Annotated in this window: 15 protein-coding genes and 1 CRISPR repeat array; of the genes, 5 read left to right on the forward strand and 10 right to left on the reverse strand. The window is 45.0% G+C overall.

From position 1 onward, the window contains the following. Positions 1-69 precede the first annotated feature (69 nt). Positions 70-898: a CRISPR direct-repeat array (repeat unit 30 nt; unit sequence GTTTCCATACCTCTAAGGAACTATTGAAAC). A gap of 626 nt (positions 899-1,524) precedes the next feature. Both TPET_RS02745 and TPET_RS02750 read left to right on the forward strand, forming a co-directional pair. Continuing rightward, complete coding sequence (locus tag TPET_RS02745) at positions 1,525-2,250, forward strand: sulfite exporter TauE/SafE family protein (protein WP_011943167.1); 726 nt, start codon at positions 1,525-1,527, stop codon at positions 2,248-2,250. 78 nt (positions 2,251-2,328) lie between these two features. Continuing rightward, positions 2,329-2,916 carry a phosphate propanoyltransferase gene (locus tag TPET_RS02750; RefSeq protein ID WP_008193527.1) on the forward strand — a complete coding sequence of 196 codons (588 nt, stop codon included), beginning with the start codon at positions 2,329-2,331 and terminating at the stop codon, positions 2,914-2,916. A 29-nt stretch (positions 2,917-2,945) separates the two neighbouring features. On the opposite strand, the gene TPET_RS02755 is transcribed toward TPET_RS02750, so the two are convergent. Continuing rightward, entirely contained in the window at positions 2,946-3,389 is a 444-nt protein-coding gene (locus TPET_RS02755; protein WP_011943168.1) for an Hsp20/alpha crystallin family protein, read from the reverse strand. A gap of 15 nt (positions 3,390-3,404) precedes the next feature. Then, complete coding sequence (gene dnaK / locus TPET_RS02760) at positions 3,405-5,195, reverse strand: molecular chaperone DnaK (protein WP_004083187.1); 1,791 nt, start codon at positions 5,193-5,195, stop codon at positions 3,405-3,407. A 233-nt stretch (positions 5,196-5,428) separates the two neighbouring features. Here dnaK and TPET_RS02765 point away from each other — a divergent pair, with 233 nt between their 5' ends. Continuing rightward, the gene (locus TPET_RS02765) at positions 5,429-8,431 is read left to right on the forward strand and encodes an efflux RND transporter permease subunit (RefSeq protein WP_048810855.1); all 3,003 of its coding nucleotides are present in this window, start codon (positions 5,429-5,431) and stop codon (positions 8,429-8,431) included. Here the strand turns inward: TPET_RS02765 and argR are convergent. Then, positions 8,421-8,879: an arginine repressor gene (gene argR / locus TPET_RS02770; RefSeq protein ID WP_004083185.1), complete on the reverse strand. Its 459-nt coding sequence runs from the start codon at positions 8,877-8,879 to the stop codon at positions 8,421-8,423. The genes TPET_RS02765 and argR overlap by 11 nt on opposite strands. A 171-nt stretch (positions 8,880-9,050) precedes the next feature. Between argR and TPET_RS02775 the strand changes: the two genes are divergently transcribed. Both TPET_RS02775 and TPET_RS02780 read left to right on the forward strand, forming a co-directional pair. Then, on the forward strand, positions 9,051-9,779 hold the full coding sequence (locus TPET_RS02775) for a KaiC domain-containing protein (RefSeq protein ID WP_011943170.1): 729 nt from the start codon (positions 9,051-9,053) through the stop codon (positions 9,777-9,779). Further along, entirely contained in the window at positions 9,776-10,222 is a 447-nt protein-coding gene (locus tag TPET_RS02780; protein ID WP_011943171.1) for a transcriptional regulator, read from the forward strand. The genes TPET_RS02775 and TPET_RS02780 overlap by 4 nt, the downstream gene beginning before the upstream one ends. 9 nt (positions 10,223-10,231) lie before the next feature. Here TPET_RS02780 and TPET_RS02785 read toward each other — a convergent pair whose 3' ends face one another. The 7 genes from TPET_RS02785 to TPET_RS02815 all read right to left on the reverse strand — a co-directional run bounded on the left by TPET_RS02785 (position 10,232) and on the right by TPET_RS02815 (position 19,137). Next, positions 10,232-11,341 (reverse strand): MFS transporter, encoded by a 1,110-nt coding sequence (locus TPET_RS02785; protein WP_011943172.1) that lies wholly within the window; start codon positions 11,339-11,341, stop codon positions 10,232-10,234. Between the two features lie 139 nt (positions 11,342-11,480). Further along, on the reverse strand, positions 11,481-13,463 hold the full coding sequence (locus TPET_RS02790; protein WP_011943173.1) for a methyl-accepting chemotaxis protein: 1,983 nt from the start codon (positions 13,461-13,463) through the stop codon (positions 11,481-11,483). A 47-nt stretch (positions 13,464-13,510) separates the two neighbouring features. Then, positions 13,511-14,188, reverse strand: a complete 678-nt coding sequence (locus TPET_RS02795) for a TIGR00266 family protein (protein WP_011943174.1) — start codon at positions 14,186-14,188, stop codon at positions 13,511-13,513. Next, a complete protein-coding gene (gene nth, locus TPET_RS02800; protein ID WP_011943175.1) occupies positions 14,160-14,801 on the reverse strand; it encodes an endonuclease III in 642 nt (213 codons plus the stop codon). The genes TPET_RS02795 and nth overlap by 29 nt, the downstream gene beginning before the upstream one ends. 9 nt (positions 14,802-14,810) lie before the next feature. Further along, on the reverse strand, positions 14,811-16,166 hold the full coding sequence (locus TPET_RS02805) for an aminopeptidase (protein WP_011943176.1): 1,356 nt from the start codon (positions 16,164-16,166) through the stop codon (positions 14,811-14,813). After that, a complete protein-coding gene (mgt, locus tag TPET_RS02810; RefSeq protein WP_011943177.1) occupies positions 16,166-17,491 on the reverse strand; it encodes a 4-alpha-glucanotransferase in 1,326 nt (441 codons plus the stop codon). Before mgt ends, TPET_RS02805 begins: the two co-directional genes overlap by 1 nt. After that, positions 17,488-19,137 carry an Rqc2 family fibronectin-binding protein gene (locus tag TPET_RS02815; RefSeq protein ID WP_011943178.1) on the reverse strand — a complete coding sequence of 550 codons (1,650 nt, stop codon included), beginning with the start codon at positions 19,135-19,137 and terminating at the stop codon, positions 17,488-17,490. Before TPET_RS02815 ends, mgt begins: the two co-directional genes overlap by 4 nt.

Below are 19,137 nucleotides of genomic sequence, written 5' to 3' on the forward strand. Positions count from 1 at the left end.
ACGGGCACTTTTGTTTAAAGGATGCATTGAAATTTGTTGAGCTTAGCGGAGATCATCGATACAAGACAAGTTTCCGTACCTCTAAGGAAGTATTGAAACTACTCAGGGATCCAGCAAAATACCTTCCGTTAGCCGTTTCCATACCTCTAAGGAACTATTGAAACCTGGTGAGGTTGATGGGGCTTTTGACTTCTTCGGTGTGTTTCCATACCTCTAAGGAACTATTGAAACGCGGGATTATCCGGCGGGCTTTTGGTGTGCTTTAAAAATGTTTCCATACCTCTAAGGAACTATTGAAACAACTTCATACTCACCGACTACTGCATCAAAAGAAGTGTTTCCATACCTCTAAGGAACTATTGAAACCGCTCGGCGGCGTAGGCTGGGCTGTGGCAGTATTCTGTTTCCATACCTCTAAGGAACTATTGAAACTCGGTTTGTGCACTATCACTTCTCCGCTTGAGAGCGGTTTCCATACCTCTAAGGAACTATTGAAACGCTCCTCGAAAAGTATCCTGTCCACGTGGAGATTTAGTTTCCATACCTCTAAGGAACTATTGAAACCCGTCTGCTTCAACAGCGATTATTGCGAACGTATCTTTGTTTCCATACCTCTAAGGAACTATTGAAACCTTTTATCATACCTCATTTTTCCGGATTGTCAATGTTTCCATACCTCTAAGGAACTATTGAAACTGAACGCTGAGAACGATGTTGCAACGAGGTTCAACCTGTTTCCATACCTCTAAGGAACTATTGAAACATTAATGGCCGTGTAAAAATGATTGCAGAGGCAACCGGTTTCCATACCTCTAAGGAACTATTGAAACAATAGAGAAATCATATCGTATGCTCCCGCATTGTGCCCGTTTCCATACCTCTAAGGAACTATTGAAACCCGTTGAGTTCAAGAGAAATTATACCACAAACACAATCTGAAAGCAAGATGTTTTTTGACCTTCCATATCCTCCCTTTCCATAAACCATTCTAACACACAAGAGAGCACCTTCAAGTACTGTTTGGAAAAATGGAATAATTGCATAGTCCAACAACGAAAGAACACAAGCAAAAAACAGAAGATAAATTATATCAACCTACGTCAGGGCATTTTGAGGTGTTTCTGGTAAAAATCGATTAGTTCCATGTTTCACAAATAGATGAAAGAAGGTATTCCTCAGTGTGTTAGAAGTTAACTACTAATTTCTCGAATTCAAAGCACTTACACGTCATCGATTACCACAAATTCTCTTCGTATTGTCTCTTCATATCATCCATTATTCCTTTTTTAACGCATAGCTTCCGGTACCACAAACCTGCATGAAATTTTTCGTTACCGGTAATTGCATACTCTGTATCGACCTTCCAATGCCAGGTACACGCATCACCTACTTTGTGAATGATTGGAACTAACCTGGTTTGTATGCATAAAACATAATATGTTAAAACAAATATATTTCACACTAACACAAAAGCAAAGAACAGAGTGGTAAAATTTTTCAAAACTTTTTTGGAGGTGTTCTGAGGTGATCGTTCTTGTGTTCCTTGGGGGTATCCTCGCGGGCTTTTTAAATGTTCTTGCAGGTGGTGGCTCAATGATCACACTTCCCATTCTAACAGCGCTGGGACTCGGAATAGATGTTGCAAACGGAACAAACAGGATCGCCATAATACTTCAAAATCTTGTGGCAATTGAAAGGTTCAAAGCCAAGAAAGTTCTAAAAATAAAAGAAGCGATTCTTGTTGCTTTGCCGGCCATAGTGGGAGCGATCTTAGGGAGTTCCATAGCGGTTCAGATAGAAAAAGAATTGCTTCAGAAAATCGTTGGTGTTATCTTCCTCGTCATGGCCGTTTCTCTTGTCTGGAAACCAAGAATTTGGCTTGAGGATAGATCCGTCAAGAGAAACTGGGTTCTCATATACATCGCCTTCTTTCTGATCGGTATTTACGGTGGGTTCATTCAAGCGGGAGTGGGCTTTCTTCTCATGCCGGCAATCACTCTTCTTCTTGGATACGAACTGGTCAAAACAAACGCGATAAAAGTTTTTATCGTAGCCTCGTACAACATAATCTCGCTGATAATTTTCATTCTGAACGGAAAGGTTAATTTCCTCTACGGCTTGATTCTCGCGCTTGGAAATATGACAGGAGCGTGGCTTGCAGCTACTTTCTCCGTTAAGAAGGGGGCAAATTGGGTGAGATGGATCGTCTTTGCGGCAATAATCGTGGTTGGAATAAGATACGTTTTTTAATTAACTTTCAATCAAAAAGAAATAGAAGTGTGCCATGATAGAAGATGGAATAATGCATAAAGTGAGGGAGGTGTACCAGTGACAAAGAAAGAACCTGGAATAATCGTTGGTGTAAGCAACAGGCATGTCCATCTCTCAAAAGAGGACCTGGAGATTCTCTTCGGCAAAGGCTACGAACTCACCCCCATAAAAGATCTCAGACAGCCCGGTCAGTACGCAGCGAAAGAGACAGTGACCATAGTAGGACCGAAAGGCGCGATAGAGAACGTTCGCGTACTGGGACCTGTCAGAAGAGAAACACAGGTCGAGATCTCCAGAACGGATGCCTTCAAACTCGGACTCAGACCCCCTGTTAGAGACTCGGGAGATCTCGAGGGAACACCGGGAATAGTCATCATAGGTCCAAACGGCATTCTGGTTAAAGAGAAGGGAGTCATCATAGCAAAAAGACACATACACATGCACCCAAAGGATGCCGAACACTATGGAGTTAAAGACAAAGATCTTGTGAAGGTGATCGTTGAAAGCGGAGACAGAAAACTGATCTTCGATGATGTTCTCATAAGAGTGAGGGAAGACTTCGCACTGGAATTCCACGTGGACACAGATGAAGCGAACGCAGCGATGCTCAACACTGGGGACTTCGTTTATATCGTGGAGTTCTAAAAAAATAAAAAGGGGAGCGTTCGCTCCCCTTACTCCTGAACTTCCACCTCGATTACTTTCCTCTTCCTCTCCTCTTTCTTTGGCACCCTTATCGTGAGAACTCCGTTCTTGTACTCTGCTTTGATCTTTTCTGCGTCGACGTAGTCTGGGAGTCTGATTGCCCTTTCGAATTTTCCAGCGCTTCTTTCAACGTAGTAATAGTTTTTACCTTTCTGTTCTCTTTCGACCTTCTTCTCACCGGAGATCTTCAGGATATTCTCTTCAACCGTTATTTTGACGTCTTTTCTGTCTATGCCTGGGATTTCTACTTCTATCACTACTTCATCGTCTGTTTCGTACACATCCATGTCTGGTGCAAAGAACTCCTTAGCGGGTCTGACCTCCGTCCTGAAGAAGTCATCGAAGAGCCTGTCGATCTCCCTCTGGAGTTCCCTGAACGGCCTGAAGATGTCTTCTCTTCTTCCAAGGAGCATCGTGTCACCCCCTTTTCACTGGTTCGATGTTTCTCCACCAGTTGCAGATTTGTAGAGGTATTCTCCTATCTTCATACTTTCCTTCTGGAGATCATCGAAGAGCATCTTCACTTTTGGTATGTCGTTTCTGTTTATCGCGTCTCTGAGTTCTCTGATCATGTCTTCGAGTCTGGACTTGAGATCCGCTGGTATCTTATCTCCGTGTTCTTTCAGAGTCTTTTCTACGCTGTATGCGAGATCGTCTGCTCTGTTCTTGAGTTCGATTTCTTCTTTGAGACGTTTGTCCTGTTCTTCGTATCTTTTCGCATCTTCTATCATTCTCTTTATTTCGTCTTCGGAGAGCTTGTGTCTTCCTGTGACTACCATGGACTGTTCTTTTCCAGAACCGAGATCTTTTGCGGAAACGTGGACTATTCCGTCGCTGTCTATGTCGAACGTGACCTCTATCTGAGGAACACCCCTCGGTGCCGGTGGAATTCCAACGAGTTTGAAGCTTCCAAGGAAGATGTTTTCCCTCGCAATCGGCCTTTCACCCTGATAGACTCTGATTTCTACTTCGGTCTGACCGTCTTCAACCGTTGTGAAGATCTTGCTCTTCCTCACGGGTATCTTGGTGTTCCTCGGGATTATCGGTTCGAAGAGTCCGCCTTTGACTTCTATTCCGAGTGTTAGTGGTGTTACATCGACGAGAACGATATCTCTTCCCTTTGCTCCTTCGGTGCCTGCGAGTATCGCCGCCTGAATCGCTGCTCCGATAGCAACTGCTTCGTCCGGGTTGACGCTCTTGTTGGGTTCTTTTCCGAAGAACTCCTTTATGAACCTCTGCACCATTGGAACTCTGGTCATACCGCCGACGAGTATGATTTCGTCGATATCCTGTGGTGAGAGCTTTGCATCGTTCAGTGCCTGTTCGATTGGGCCTCTTGTCATTTCGACGAGATCTCTTGTGAGCGATTCGAAGAGACTTCTGGTGATTCTCATTTCAAGGTGCAGAGGCTGTCCGCTCGGAGAGACAGCGATGAACGGCAAACTCACATCGGTTTCCATCTTCGTTGAAAGCTCTATCTTGGCTTTTTCGGCAGCGTCTCTCAATCTCTGAAGCGCCTGTCTGTCTTCTCTGAGATCTATTCCGTGCTGTTTTTTGAATTCCTCTGCCATCCAGTCGATGAGTCTCTGATCGAAGTCGTCTCCACCGAGGTGGTTGTTACCAGCTGTAGCGATGACTTCGATCACACCTTCTCCTATCTCGAGTATGGAGACATCGAACGTTCCACCACCGAGGTCGTAAACCAGCACTTTCTCTTCTTTTCCAGCTTTATCGAGTCCGTAAGCGAGGGCCGCTGCGGTTGGTTCGTTGATGATCCTCAAGACCTCAAGACCTGCTATGATTCCAGCCTCTTTCGTTGCCTGTCTTTGGGCATCGTTGAAGTAAGCGGGACAGGTGATGACGGCTTTCTTTATTTCACCACCGAGGTACGCTTCCGCGTCGTTCTTCAGCTTCTTGAGGATGAACGCGCTGATCTCCTGAGGAGTGTATTCTTTATCGTCTATTCTCACTTTGTAATCAGTTCCCATTTTTCTCTTTATGGATTTTATCGTTCGTTCAGGATTGAGTATCATCTGTCTCTTGGCGGGTTCTCCTACGAGTATCTCTCCACTCTTTGTGAACGCAACCACGGATGGTGTGACCCTGCTTCCTTCAGCGTTCGGTATCACTTCAACTGTACCGTCCGGTTTCATCCAAGCTATAACAGAATTTGTCGTTCCAAGGTCTATTCCCACAACGAATTCTTTCTTTTCTGCCATTGTGCCACCTCCTCAGAACCTTTTCTCATCCATGAGAAATTATAGTGAGGCACAGAATGGGATGTCAAGGGGTCGTATGAGAATTTGTACAAACATATATTCGTCTCATAATGATGGAAATCGAATATATAATTTTTTAGAAACAATATCGTATAGCAAATGAAACTTTTGAATGATAATAACAATTCAGATCGAAAGTGAGCTATAATTTGTTCTGTCGGGGAGGGATCGAAGTGAAGATCGCGGAAATCTCTTCGAGAAGACCCATAGCCATCTTTATGCTGTTGACAGCTGTTGTCTTCCTTGGTTTCATTTCGTTTCAGCATCTCAAGCTGGATTTTCTTCCTCAGATAGAGTACCCTTACGCTGTTGTTATAACCACGTACATGGGAGCGGGCACGGAAGAAGTCGAAGAACTCGTAACCAAACCTCTTGAAGGGTACATTTCCTCAACTCCGGGTGTTAGAAGGTTCACCTCCATGTCGATGGATTCCGTTTCTTTCATCCTCGTCGAGTTCGACTGGAATGTGAAAACCTCCGAAGCCGTTGGAAGACTCTCAAGGTACGTAGATCTTGCCACTCGCGACCTGCCAGAGGGTGCGAATCCTGTGGTCGTAGAGTTCGATCCTTCCTTACTTCCCGTGTATGCTTTCTCAACGGAAGATGACTACGAAGATGTCGTGTCGAAAATCAAAAGACTGCCGGAAGTCGCCAGTGTAGAAGTGATGGGAAAACCAGAAAAAATCGTCGAGGTTATACTTGATCAGGAGAAAATAAAACGGTTCGATGTTGATCCTTCGTTGATAGAGACCATCCTTTCAGGGAATCTCGTTTACCCGTTCGGCTATGTGAGCGATTCTGAAGGAAACATTTACCCCGTTTCCGTCGATGGCCGGTTTGAGAACATAGAAGATCTCAAAAACACAATAGTTGGTTTCAGGGGAGTGAAATACCAGTCCCTTCTGCAGGGTAAGGTACCGAACATACTCGTTCCCGTGAGATTGAGAAACATAGCCGAGGTTAATATAACGAACGAAAGCGTTCAGGGAGAAGTCAGGGTCAACGGAAAGAAGGCTTCTCTCATCGCTATCTACAAAAGAAGCGGTGCGAACACCGTCAAAACTGTCCGTGAAATAAAGAGGATACTGAGAGATTCCAAAATAAATTACATAGAGGCCATGAACCAGGCTTATTACACTGAAAGAGCGATCGACAATCTTCTCAAGAATCTTCTCTACGGCTTCATCGCGGCTTTCGTGGTGGTTTTGATCTTTTTGAAGGATTTCACGTCAACCATCGTCACTTCGTTTTCCATTCCGCTGTCCCTCACGATCACCTTTGTTCTTCTTTACGCCTTCGGCTTGAACCTCGACACGCTCACGCTGGGCGGTCTCATCATGGCACTGGGAATGCTGGTGGACAATTCCATAGTCGTGTTTGAGAACATATACCGCCATCGCTCCCTCGGTGATCCAATACCGGACGCTGCGAGAAAAGGTGCGGGAGAGGTGTGGCTGGCGATTCTTGCTTCCACACTCACAACCGTTTCTGTTTTTCTTCCCATAGTGTTCTTCACAGGTTTTGTAGTGAGACTGTTCAAGTATTTCGCCATTGCGTTCGTCTTCGCACTTTCTTCTTCGCTGTTCGTATCTACAGTCGTCGTTCCAGCGGGTACAAGGTGGATAAAGCCAAGAAGAGGAAAACTCACCGAAGCACTGCAAAAGCATTATCGGAAGGCATTGGAATGGTGTTTGAAGAGAAAGAAACTGGTCCTGGTGATTTCTTTTGCTCTGGTTGCAATCTCCGTGATTTACCTTCTTTCGAAACCTCTGGGTTTTCTCCCGTCTTTCCAGACGAATCTCATGGTGATAGATGTGAAACTTCCCTCTCAGTCGTCTTATGAAAAAACCACCGAAGCTGTAGAGCAAATAGAAGATTACCTGAACAAACACAGAAACGAGTACAAAATCTCTTCTTTCTACTCGGAAGTTGGAATAACGAATATCTACTCTCAAATAATGGGAAGGGGACAGAACGAAGCAAGAATAATGGTGAACCTCGGAGGAAGCAGGAGGGAATTCGCGAAAAACAGAGAGAAACTGAAGAATGCCATCTCCCAGCTGAACATTCCAGAAGCGAAAATAGAAGTTCTTGAGCAATCACAGCAGATATACGAAATTCTGGGCTATCCTGTGACGATCGAAGTGAGAGGAGATGATCTTTCTCTGATACAGGAAAAAGCAAAAGAAATCTTCGAGCGTTTAAGGGAACTGCAGGAAGTCAAAAAGATTCAGATAAGAAATTCCTTTGAAAAGGAAGTCCTTCATGTGAAAATAGACCGGAACAAAGCCCTCATGAACGGTGTGGTGACAGGCCAGGTCTTTTTGGATCTCCAGACCTACCTTCTCGGGAAGAAAATCGGAACACTGAGAACGGAAGAAGGAACACTTCCCATCGTTTTGAAAAAGGCAAAATCTCTATCTCCCGAAGACTTATCGAAGATTTCGCTTACTGGTCTCAAAGGGGATGTCTCTCTTGGTGCAGTTTCAAACATATCGAGGGAAACACTTCCTTCTATAGTGGAACACTCCGATGGAGAACGTGTTGTTTACGTAGATCTGGTGAGTATAGAAGGTTCGATCGGCGAAGTTGCAAAGAAAGTAGAAAATCTTCTAAATGAAATTGATCTTTCTGGTGTAAAAGTGGAAATCACCGGACAGAAAAGTTTCATGGACGAAGCGTTTTCGGAGCTTCAGTATGTTGTTTACATAGCGATCGCACTCGTATACATGATTCTCGCTGCGCAGTTCGAGTCTTTCACACTGCCTTTCATTATATTCTTCACCATACCCTTCGCTGTCGTTGGGGTTGCCTTCGCGGTTTTCGTGAACGGATACTCACTGAATGTACCCGTTCTTGTTGGTCTTCTCACCCTTTCGGGAACGGTTGTGAACAACGCCATCGTGATGCTGACAAGAATAGAACAGATAAGACAGGAAAAAGGTCTCTTAGAGGCCACACTTGAAGGTGCTCAGAGCAGGTTGAGACCCATCCTGATGACCACCTTCACCACGATCGTTGCGCTTCTACCAACTGCACTTAGCCACGCAGAAGGATCGGAAATAGAGTCTCCAATATCGTGGGTGGTGATCTTTGGAATGCTTATATCCATGCTGTTCACTTTGTTTGTGATCCCTGTGATCTACACTGCGATCAGAAGAAAAGTCAGAGTATAGATGAGAGCTTCTCAACTATCTTCTCACAGCTTTCTGGATCGCGCACAGCAACGAATATGGTATCGTCTCCTGCGAGAGTGCCCACTATCTCGTCTATGTCGAGTCTGTCTATAACCCGAGCGATACCGCTTGCGGTACCTGGTATCGTCTTTATGACGATGAGATTCCCTGCCCTGTCTATACTCTCAACGAAGGATTTGAAGTTTCTTTTCAGCTCTTTCCATGGATCGATCACAGGGGTTTCATCGAGAAGTTTGTACACGTAGTTTCCGCTCTCGTCCATGATCTTCACGGCACCTATCTCTTTCAGATCTCGAGCGACGGTCGGTTGAACAGCTTTTATTCCATATTTTTTCAGTTCTTCTACGATCTGGAATTGATTACTTATTTTTTTCTCATGTATAATCTTCCTTATCAGTTCCTGTCTTCTCTTCTTTGAAATTTTCAATTGAAAACACCTCCGAAGAACATTTTTGAAAGCATACAACTATATATATAGCATAAATATGAAAAATATGAACAGAAAATTCAATTTTTATGATGTTGTTATCAAAAAAGTAACGTATTGGTTTATCAAACGAAAAAAATGATTGCTAAGATAATTGTGGGGGGTGGGAATATGATCAAGAAGGTCAAGACGGGAATTCCGGGGATGGACGAAATCCTTCACGGCGGAATTCCTGAGAGAAACATCGTGCTCATCTCTGGAGGACCCGGTACCGGAAAGACGATCTTCTCTCAGCAGTTCATATGGAACGGACTTCAGATGGGGGAACCCGGCATCTATGTTGCACTCGAGGAACACCCCGTTCAGGTGAAGAAAAACATGGAAGTTTTCGGCTGGAACGTTGATCCTTTTGAGAAGGAAGGAAAGTTCGCCATAGTGGACGCGTTCACTGGTGGAATCGGTGAATATGCCGAGAAAGAAAAATACGTCGTAAAAGACATAGACGATGTCAGAGAGCTCGCCGAAGTGCTGAAGAGAGCGGTGAAGGAAACACAGGCAAAAAGAGTTGTGATCGATTCTGTAACCACTCTCTATATCACGAAACCCGCAATGGCAAGAAGTATTATCTTCCAGCTCAAGAGAATACTCTCCGGTCTTGGATGTACATCGCTCTTTGTGAGTCAGGTGTCAGTCACTGAGAAGGGATTCGGAGGTCCTGGTGTTGAACACGGAGTGGACGGTATCATCAGACTGGATCTTGATGAAATCGATGGAGAGCTCAAAAGAAGTTTGATCGTCTGGAAGATGAGAGGAACGTCCCACTCAATGCGGAGGCATCCGTTCGAAATAACCGATAAAGGAATCGTCATACATCCTTCGGAGGGGGGTGAAGAAAAATGAAACTCAACTTCAATCCCGTGACCAAAGAGGAGATTCACCAGCTCGAGATCGCTTTGCTCGTTGGTACACTTTTCAGAAAGGAAGTGCTCGAGGAGATCAGAAATTCTGCTGAGAGGCTCACCTGGGTTGACAGCCTGGCGGTGGCCGCCGGTGCCCTCGCAAGGGCAAAGGCAGGAATGACAGCTTCCGAAATAGCAGAGGAACTCGGAAGGACAGAAGCAACAATCAGAGAACACGTCAAGGGAGAAACCAAAGCCGGAAAGCTGGTGAACGAAACTTATGAACTTCTGAAGGAAGGAAAGTTGAGTGTGGAAGGATTGATAGGTGAGGGTATCAAGGTAGTCACTACTACTACTACTGGTAGTGACGAAAAGCTCCAGGAAGTCAAGAAAGAGCTCGAAGAAATCAAACAGAAACTTGAAAGTGTGATTCAGAAACTGTGAGGCGGGGAATCAATCCCCGTCTTTTGTGAACAGAAGAACCACTATTCCTCCTGAAAGCACAGCAAGACCCAGTGTCGAAAACATAAGAGAGTAAGACTTTTCTGCGAGCAATCCCGCCAGGAAAGGTCCGATGGTTGCTCCAAGAAATCTGGCAGAGCTCAAAAGACCAAGTGCTCTTCCCCTCTGAAGGTAGTGGAATCTTCTTCCAAGAAAATTGTTCGATCCGTTGATGAAAGCTCCAAAACTCGCTCCCAAAAAGGCATAAGCCAGCACTGGTGCCCAGTTCTCAGGTATCATCATGAGAAAGGGAACCAGTGAAGACATGAAAATGCCTAGAACACTTATGAACTTCGGATCTGTCTTCTCAACGAGTTTTCCAAAGAAAAAATGTGATGGTATCTGGATGAGTGGATTCACAGCCGTGACGAAACCTATCGTTGAAGCACTATAATGAAATCTTTCGTTTAGATAGACAGCTATCAATGACATGGAGCCGGAAGTTCCCATCTGCCTCAAGAGACTCCCCAGGTACAGTGCCCAGATTCCATGCTCCATTACCTTTCTTCCAAAATGAAAGTCTTCCTCTTTCTTCTTTTGGATCTTCTCTTCTTTCAACCCGAGAGCAGGAATCACGGATACTGCCACGACTATCGAAAAGAAAACAAAAGCGAGTTTCAGATCCATGAACATCAGCAGAAAACCTATGGAAATCCTGCTCAGAAGCATCCCAAGTGAATTTGAAGAGTTGTAAAGTGAAAATCCAAGTGACATTCTCTTTGCAGTGCTGCTGAGCGCCATGGCAGCGGGAGGATACATTCCGTTGAAGAACGCTATGATCATAGAGACGAACAGAAAAGCAGAGGGAACGTTTATGACCGCGTACAGAGGATAAAAAGCAGATGCTAGAACGAGGCTCAATATGATGAATACCTTTCTTTTCCCAATTTTGTCCGAAATTCTTCCCCAGAAAACGTTAGAAAAGGTGTTCATTGCCCCTTGCAAACTGGAAAGGAGCCCTATCATAAAGAGAGTTGCTCCTATTTCTTTCATGCGAAGCTGTATCAGAAGATTGAAACTCATGGTGCCCATAGAACGAAAAACATTGGTGAGAAAGAACATCCTTCAACCCTCCAGCAATTAGTTCGGCATGTGAATTATTTTATCACAACAATGAGAAACATCAAACATCAGAAAAATGAAGTGTAGAAGAAACCCGCCTGAAGCGGGTTTCTAATGAATTTGAAGATCATTTTAAAGATTACAATTTAAATACTTCCATCCCTTTTTCTAATTTTTCTGCAATCTGATCCAGTTTATTCATGGCTTCGGACAGTGTATTGACAGCCTTGGCCTGTTGTTTCATCGCTTCTGCGATTTCGTTCATTTGCTCCGCTACTTCTACCATTGATCTGCTTGCGTTGTCCATGGCGCTGCTCATTTCTTCAGCCGCCGCGCTCTGCTCTTCAGCTATTGCTGCGAGATTCTGGATTTGCGACACTATGCTGGATATTCCCTGAGCTATCCTGTCAAACTGGCTCGCTACAACTTCTGCTCTACTGCTTATGTTCTCCACTGCCTGCACCGTTCCTCTCGTCTCTTCGTTCGCTTTCACCACTTCCTGGCTGATCTGATTCAATATCTGTCCTATTTTTTCCGTCGCACTCTTGCTCTCTTCTGCAAGTTTTCTTATTTCATCCGCCACAACTGCGAATCCTCTTCCCGCTTCTCCCGCTCTCGCCGCCTCTATTGCCGCGTTCAAGGCAAGAAGGTTCGTCTGCTCTGCTATCGAGTTGATCGTATCGAGTATCTGTCCTATGTTCCTTGCGTGTTCGTTCAACTCCTCTACAACACTTGCTGTTTGTTCTGCCCTGCTTCTTGCCTGTTTTATCATCTCGACTATTTCTTTGATGGCCTTCTCACCTTCTTTTGCTGATTCGCTGACCTGTGTAGATTTTTCTGAGAGATCCTGAGCTGCTCTGGAAACGTTTTGAGCGCTCGCTGCTACTTCCTCAACCCCACTCGTCAATTCCTGAATCGATGCCGATGTGTTACTCACGTTCGATTCTACATTTTCCACCTGCGATGTTACTTCCTCGATAGTTGAACTGACTTCCTGAGCTACGGAAGCCACACTTTCTGCGTTTCGTTTTATTTCAGATGAATTGTTCTTTATGTTTAAAGCTATTTCTCTGAGGGATTTAACCATATGTGTTAGAGCATTTCCAAGTTTTCCGATTTCATCCTTTGAATTGAGCTGGATTTCGACAGTCAAATCACCTCCAGCAATCTTATCTGAGATAGATGCAAGGTGTTTGAGCGGTTCCGAAATATATCTTCTCGACATGAAGAGCGCAAAGACTATTGCAGCAACCAAAGAAACAAGAGTGATGGTTATAAGAACCACCGTGGATTCTTTCACTTCGCTGTAAACGATTTCTTCTGGTACCACGATAGCGTATATCCAGCCGTTCGGTAGTTTTTTGTACCCAGTTCTTCTTGGAATACCATCGAACACGTATCCAAACACGCCGCTTTCCGATCCTGCATGCCACTTTTTAAAGAAATCCGTGTCTTTTATGTTTTCGCCTATGTAATCCTTTTTGCTGTGAAGAGTGATAGTACCATTTTCATCGACAAGAGCGCTCATATATCCCTTTTCTACACCTTTTTTGAAGAGCTCATCAACCAGTTTTGAACAGTCAAAATCAAGGCCAAGAACACCTACGATTTCCTGACCGATCTGGACCGCTTTTGCGATTGTTATGATGGTTTTTCCAGTTGAAGCATCCGCGTAAGGATCGGTGATGACGATTTTACCTAACTTAGCAACTGCGTCTTTGTACCATGGTCTCACCCTTGGATCGTATCCTTCTGGAAGTTCTTGCTCTGGAACCAAATACATCCTTCCATCTTTCAAACCTACATAGACATTCATAACGTTTGGGTAGCTCTTCAGAACTTTCTCGAACAAGCTTTTCACATCTTCTTCGTTGGTTTCATCCCTGTACAGATTGATCACACCCTCATCGCGGGAAAGCAAATCCACAAGTTGTGTGTGTGCCTGTAAGAAGTTCCACAGTGCATCGGCACTCCCTTCTGACTGTGTCAGGAGGTTTATATCAGTTTGTTCCAATAGCTTGCTTCTAATCGTTATCGTACTTAAAGTGCCAACAAACGTTATACCTGCGCCAAGTATCAGTACTATGATCATGATTTTCCAGAAAACAGGTAATTTTTTCATGGTAATACCTCCTTTGTGCAAAATTACAACTGTGATTTATCGTATCTTCACCTACTACCCGTCTGCCTAGGAACAAGAGACTTTATCCACTCGACAAAAGCGGGATAATTCCTCGTCTGGACATAAATTCTTCCTGGGCCTGTGAAGGTACACACCAGACCTTCTCCACCGAAGAGTGTGGATTTCAGGCCACCAAATGTTCTGACGTTCCACTTCACCGTTCCATCGAACGCCACGACATGTCCTGTGTCAACGGTGAACTCTTCTCCCGGCTTGAGCTCTATCGATTTTATTCCTCCAAAAGAGGAAACGGCCACATCACCGTAACCAAAGAATTTCAAGAGAAATATTCCTTCACCGGAGAAGAAGGATTTCAAACCACCAAAGGAAACATCCATTTCCACAGAAGGATCACACGCCAGAAAGGAGGTCGATTGAACGTAAAGAACATCTTTCAAAGGTATCACGTCTATATCTCCCGGAAGCTGAGGAGCCAGACCGACTTCACTTTCTCCGCGGGAGATGTACGTGTTCATGAAAAAGTTCTCCCCGCCCAAAATGGCTCTTTTGAGGGCTTTCCAGACACCTCCCGTTGCTGAAGTGTTAACTTCGATGGGTCCTTTCATGTAAACCATCGCACCCGGTTCTACCACAACACTCTCCCCAATCGAAAGAAACACCTTCAAAAGAGCGTAGCTACCTTTCAGTACGATTTCGTACTTCACCCTTTCCCCTCCTTCTGTAAAACTCACAGTGATTCTTCAGAAAGCACTCTTCACACAGAGGATTCTGCGGTTTGCAGATTCTTCTTCCGAATTCGACCATAGAACCGTTGATCGGCCCCCAGAGATCTTCCGGGAGCAATTTCTTGAGGGCTTCTTCTGTTTCTTCCGGTGTTCTTGTCTTCACCCAACCCAGTCTGTTGCTGATTCTGTGAACATGCGTATCAACCGCGAGGGCAGGTTTTCTGAAACCCACCCACAGCACTATGTTCGCTGTTTTTCTTCCCACACCGGGAAGTTTGAGCAGTTCTTCCAGCGAATCGGGAACTCTTCCGCCGTACCTTTCCACGAGGATCCTGGATATCTCCACGATTCTCGCGGCTTTTTGCCTGTACATCCCGGACTCCTTTATCAAATTGTAGAGATCCTCTGGTTTTGCCTTTGCGAGTTCCTGCGGTGTTCTGTAAACTTCGAAGAGCTTCTTCGACGCTTTCTCTGTGTTCTCGTCGCGCGTTCTCTGGCTCAGGACAGTGGAGATGAGAACTCTGAATGGATCCGTTTCTTTGTGGTTCCTTGGAAATCGCTTCACGATTTCTCTTGCCAGCTCTTCTATCAAAGTACCACCTCACAGTTTTTCCATGAGACTCCTGTAAGCAACGTAGGTTTCGAAGAGGTCCGCCTTCGAGGAGATTTCAAAAGGAGAGTGCATTCCGAGAAGGGCAGGTCCCATATCGATCACATCGGATCCTCTCTCAGCAAAGAACTTGGCAATTGTTCCTCCTCCGCCCTGGTCCACCTTCCCGAGGGTGGCCACCTGCCAGATGACTCCCTGTTCGTTCAGCACTTTTCTCACACGAGCTACAAATTCAGCGTGCGCGTCGTTCGTGGAGTATTTTCCCCTTGCACCCGTGTACTTCACAAGAGCAACTCCGTATCCCAGTTTCGGAGCGTTGTGAAGATCGTGGACATCTTTGTAAGGAGGATTCACGGCAGCGCACACATCTCCGGAGATGACAGAGGTATTCTCAAGAACTTCATCGAGCACGAACTCCGAATCTTTCGCACCCTGCATTTTCAGAATTTGTCTGAGGGCTTTCAAGTAGAATCTGGCTTTTGCTCCCGTGTTTCCGTCGCTTCCTATTTCTTCCTTGTCGAAGAAGATCACACCTATCGATTTTTCGGAATTTGCAGACAGAAGCGCTCGAAGAGCTGTGTAGGCACATATCCTGTCGTCCTGTCCATACGCTCCTATGAGACTTCTGTCTATTCCTACCTCTCTCGGTGAGAAAACAGGAACCACTTCTATCTCACCGCTCACGAAGTCCTCTTCGGTGATACCGTACATCTCGTTCAAAATCTTGAGAACGTTCGTCTTCACCGCTTCTTTTTCTTCTCCACTGAGGGGGATCGTTCCGGCTATGAGCATGAGGTTTTCTCCTTTGAACTTCTCAGAGATCTTCGCGTCTTCCTTGTCGAGATGCGGAAGAAGATCTGGAATCGTGAAGACGGGATCCTCCGGTTTATCCCCTATGTGAATCTCTATCTCCGTTCCATCGTTTTTGAAGAGAACACCGTGTATTTCAAGAGGAATGCTCAGCCAGTGATACTTCTTTATTCCTCCGTAGTAGTGTGTTTTGAACAGGGCTATTTGTTCGTCTTCTATCAACGGATTGGGTTTGAAATCCAGCCTCGGAGAATCTATGTGCGCAACCACAAGGTTCAGACCTCTTTTCAGGTCATCCACCACACGAAAGGCGGCGATGGCTTTTCCCCGGTTCACAGCGTAAACTGTCATGTTCATGGGATCCCCCGCGAAGTCTTCAAGAGGAACGAATCCCGATTCGTCGAGGATTCTCTTGATTTCTTTCACCGTCATCCTTTCGGTTTTTGCTTTGCTCATGAATTCTATGTACTCTTTCGAAAAAGCTTCTATTTCCTCCTTCTTCCTGTGGTGCCAGACATTCTTCCTTTCCATCTTCATCAAACCACCTCCGTTTTGTAAGGCCTTATCCGGACTCCCTCAAAGACAACCTCTTCACCTGAAAGGTTGTGAAACACCTTCAGAGAATACTGATCACCGTAGAGTCTGTACACAAGGAACTTGTCCTCTTTGCACAAAAATTCGAGCTTTGCCCGATCGATCCACTGGTTTTCTTTTCTGAATCTCATCCATCTCATTGTTTGTGAAAGAATCGAATCGGGATTTCTCTTCTGGTATTCCACAGAGATGCCGGAGAAAGGCCCGTTGTACGCGGGCCACTTCCAGAAGGTCTGTCCCTCAACACACATATTCTCGTTCCACGGGAAAGGATCCAGAACGACTTCCGTGTTTGGTTTCTGGTAAACTCCTTTCATTCCAAGCTCGTCTCCGTAGAACACGAGAGGAACTCCCGGGAGAGTGAAAAGAATGGAAATCGAAAGTTTGATCTTTTCTTCGCTGAAGCCTCCTTCAAAGCTTGCGAGTCTTGACATGTCGTGATTCGAAGTGAAATTCACCGGGAGGTAGTCTTTACCGACAAGGGCCCTCTCGATTGATTCTATCAAAACTCTTGTGTTTTCTTTCCATACAGCTTCCTTTATACAGTGAGATGTGTCAAAGTTGAGCATGTAGCCGAATATTCTGCCGTGTTCATCTACCATTCTGGCCTCTGCCCATATCTCCGCGAGGAAGATGCCTTTCAAATCGGAAAGAAAGTACTTCCAGAAACGAACGTTCTGCTCGACCGTATCCTTCATGTGCTTTGCCGCGTCGAATCTGAAACCATCCACTCCCATATTGAGAAGGTGGTGGACCAGTCTTTTCATTTCGTCGAATACCTGCGGATTGTCATAGTTCAGATCGGGTGAGAAAGGTCCAAAAAGCCCTCTGTAGAACCTACCATCTTCCAGCGGATGCCAGATCCTTTCTCCATCCCACTCTCTTCTTTCATCCAGATCCGTCTCTTTGTTTGCCCACACGTAGTAATCTCTGTAGTGTGGATCTCCCTCCAGCGCCCTTTGGAACCACGTGTGGAGAAAACTTGTGTGGTGGATGGGGAGGTCAAGAACTACTTTTATTCCGCTGTCGTGGAATGCTACGAGCATCTCTTTGAACTCTCTCTCGCTACCGTACTCAGCTTTGAAAGAATAAAAATCCACCACGTCGTACCCGTGAAAAGATATAGAGGAAAAAACGGGCATGAGCCAAACAAAGTCAATCCCCAGTTCTTTCAAATAGGGAACAGCGTTTCTCAATCCCCTGAAATCTCCCACACCGTCGAGGTTCCCATCCCTGAAAGATCTCACGTAAATCTGGTAGCCTATCATCCCTCTATCCTCCTTGGCTCAACAAGAATGGTTTTGTAGTTCGTGTATATCACCATACCGGGTTTGAAGCCCTTTGGTTTTCTTACATACTTTATGAAAGTGTAATCGACTGGCACTTTCCCGGAATTTTTTCCCTTTGAGTAACCGGCCGCGAGACTCGCCGCGTACTCCACAACCTCTTGAGGCACCTCCCTTCCTTCCGTTTTCACCACAACGTGAGCTCCCGGCATCTCGTGAGCGTGAAACCACAGGTCTTCCTTCGAAGAAGTTTTCACGAGCTCATCGTTTTGTTTGTTGTTCCTTCCCACGAGAATTTTGAATCCATCGTAATAAACCTCTCTGAAACGGGTTTTCTTTGATTTTTGTTTTTCCATTTTCTTCTCTTTCAGAAGTCCAAATTCTCTCATTTCTTCTTCTATCTCTTCGAGTGTTTCCAAATCTTCCGCGTCTTCGATCGTCTGCCACAGCTGATAGAGATACTCCTTTTCCCTCTGTATTTCTTCGAGCCGTTTTTCTACCTGTTCTTTCTTTCTCTGCAGTTTTTTGTAGGTATTGTAGAACTTCTGAGCCGTCTGGGCAGGATCTTTTCCCACATCCACAACGATCTTTTCGTTTGTCTCCCAGTCCGTGAGTTCGACCTCTCCGGATTTTCCCTTTATACTCCAGAGGTTCTGAACGATGAGATCGCCGAGTTTTTTGTATCTTTCGGCTTTCTCCGCTTCAGAAAGTTCCCTCGAAAGTTTTTCTTCAAGATCATCCAGATCTTCGATTCTGCTCACAACCACTTTGATAAGGCGTTGTTTGATGTTTTCAAAAGTGGATTTTTCTTCTTTCCATTTCACAAATTCGTTGATACCCTCGGAGGGTTTTTCAAAGTATCTTTCTTTGAGATCCAGCATGGTGAATCTGAAAGCGGAAACTTCCAAAGGATGTGAAGCTTCGTAATAAACAAACACTCCTGGAAGTTCCAGTTCCTTTTTTATTCCTTCGAGAACTTCGAGTATCTTTTTTTGATCTACAGCTTTCCACGGAGTATCCAGCTCGTAACCGGCTCTGTGGATCAACTCCTCCACAGAAGCGGGTGAAAAACCCTCGAGAAGTGAAAGGAGAACGTTTCGGATCGTTTTTTCACTCTCCGGAGGAAATTCTTTCAATTCGAAAATGGAAACTTTTTCAGAGGGGAAAATCACGAACTCCCTGCCGGGAAGGATTTCTCTCTTTTTCGTTACGATGCGTCTGTGTGTGTCAACGATTCTTCCGTCTCTGATCAATATCATGTTCGAGTGAATTCCCATTATTTCGATGTAGAGCTCTTTTTGAACGATTCCTTCTATCTCATCGAATTTTTCAAAGGAAAATCGCAGTGTTCTATCCATTCCAATTTGCTCTATCTTTAGAAGTTTCGCACCTTTCAGCTCTTTTCTCAGAAGCATTGTGAACGAAGAAGGCATCTTCTCCGATGCCTCTTCTTTTTCGGCGATCGCTACATGGGAAACGTCGGGTCTCAAACACACGCGAACGGTCGCACTTTTGAAAAGAAAATAATAATCAACCGTCGTTGGTTGATAGATCTGTCTCAAGTGTTCCCCTTCGAGTTCCTTCAACTCTCTGACTACTTTGTGCAGAAGCAACCCATCGAAGGGCAT

Source organism: Thermotoga petrophila RKU-1 (assembly GCF_000016785.1).
GTDB lineage: Bacteria > Thermotogota > Thermotogae > Thermotogales > Thermotogaceae > Thermotoga > Thermotoga petrophila.

Bases quoted from the DNA above. Each gene is read 5' to 3' on its own strand.
- TPET_RS02775 (WP_011943170.1), top strand. From the start codon at position 9,051: ATGATCAAGAAGGTCAAGACGGGAATTCCGGGGATGGACGAAATCCTT.
- dnaK (WP_004083187.1), bottom strand. From the start codon at position 5,195: ATGGCAGAAAAGAAAGAATTCGTTGTGGGAATAGACCTTGGAACGACA.
- TPET_RS02805 (WP_011943176.1), bottom strand. From the start codon at position 16,166: ATGAAGATGGAAAGGAAGAATGTCTGGCACCACAGGAAGAAGGAGGAA.
- TPET_RS02785 (WP_011943172.1), bottom strand. From the start codon at position 11,341: ATGTTCTTTCTCACCAATGTTTTTCGTTCTATGGGCACCATGAGTTTC.
- mgt (WP_011943177.1), bottom strand. From the start codon at position 17,491: ATGATAGGCTACCAGATTTACGTGAGATCTTTCAGGGATGGGAACCTC.
- TPET_RS02790 (WP_011943173.1), bottom strand. From the start codon at position 13,463: ATGAAAAAATTACCTGTTTTCTGGAAAATCATGATCATAGTACTGATA.
- TPET_RS02755 (WP_011943168.1), bottom strand. From the start codon at position 3,389: ATGCTCCTTGGAAGAAGAGAAGACATCTTCAGGCCGTTCAGGGAACTC.
- TPET_RS02780 (WP_011943171.1), top strand. From the start codon at position 9,776: ATGAAACTCAACTTCAATCCCGTGACCAAAGAGGAGATTCACCAGCTC.
- TPET_RS02815 (WP_011943178.1), bottom strand. From the start codon at position 19,137: ATGCCCTTCGATGGGTTGCTTCTGCACAAAGTAGTCAGAGAGTTGAAG.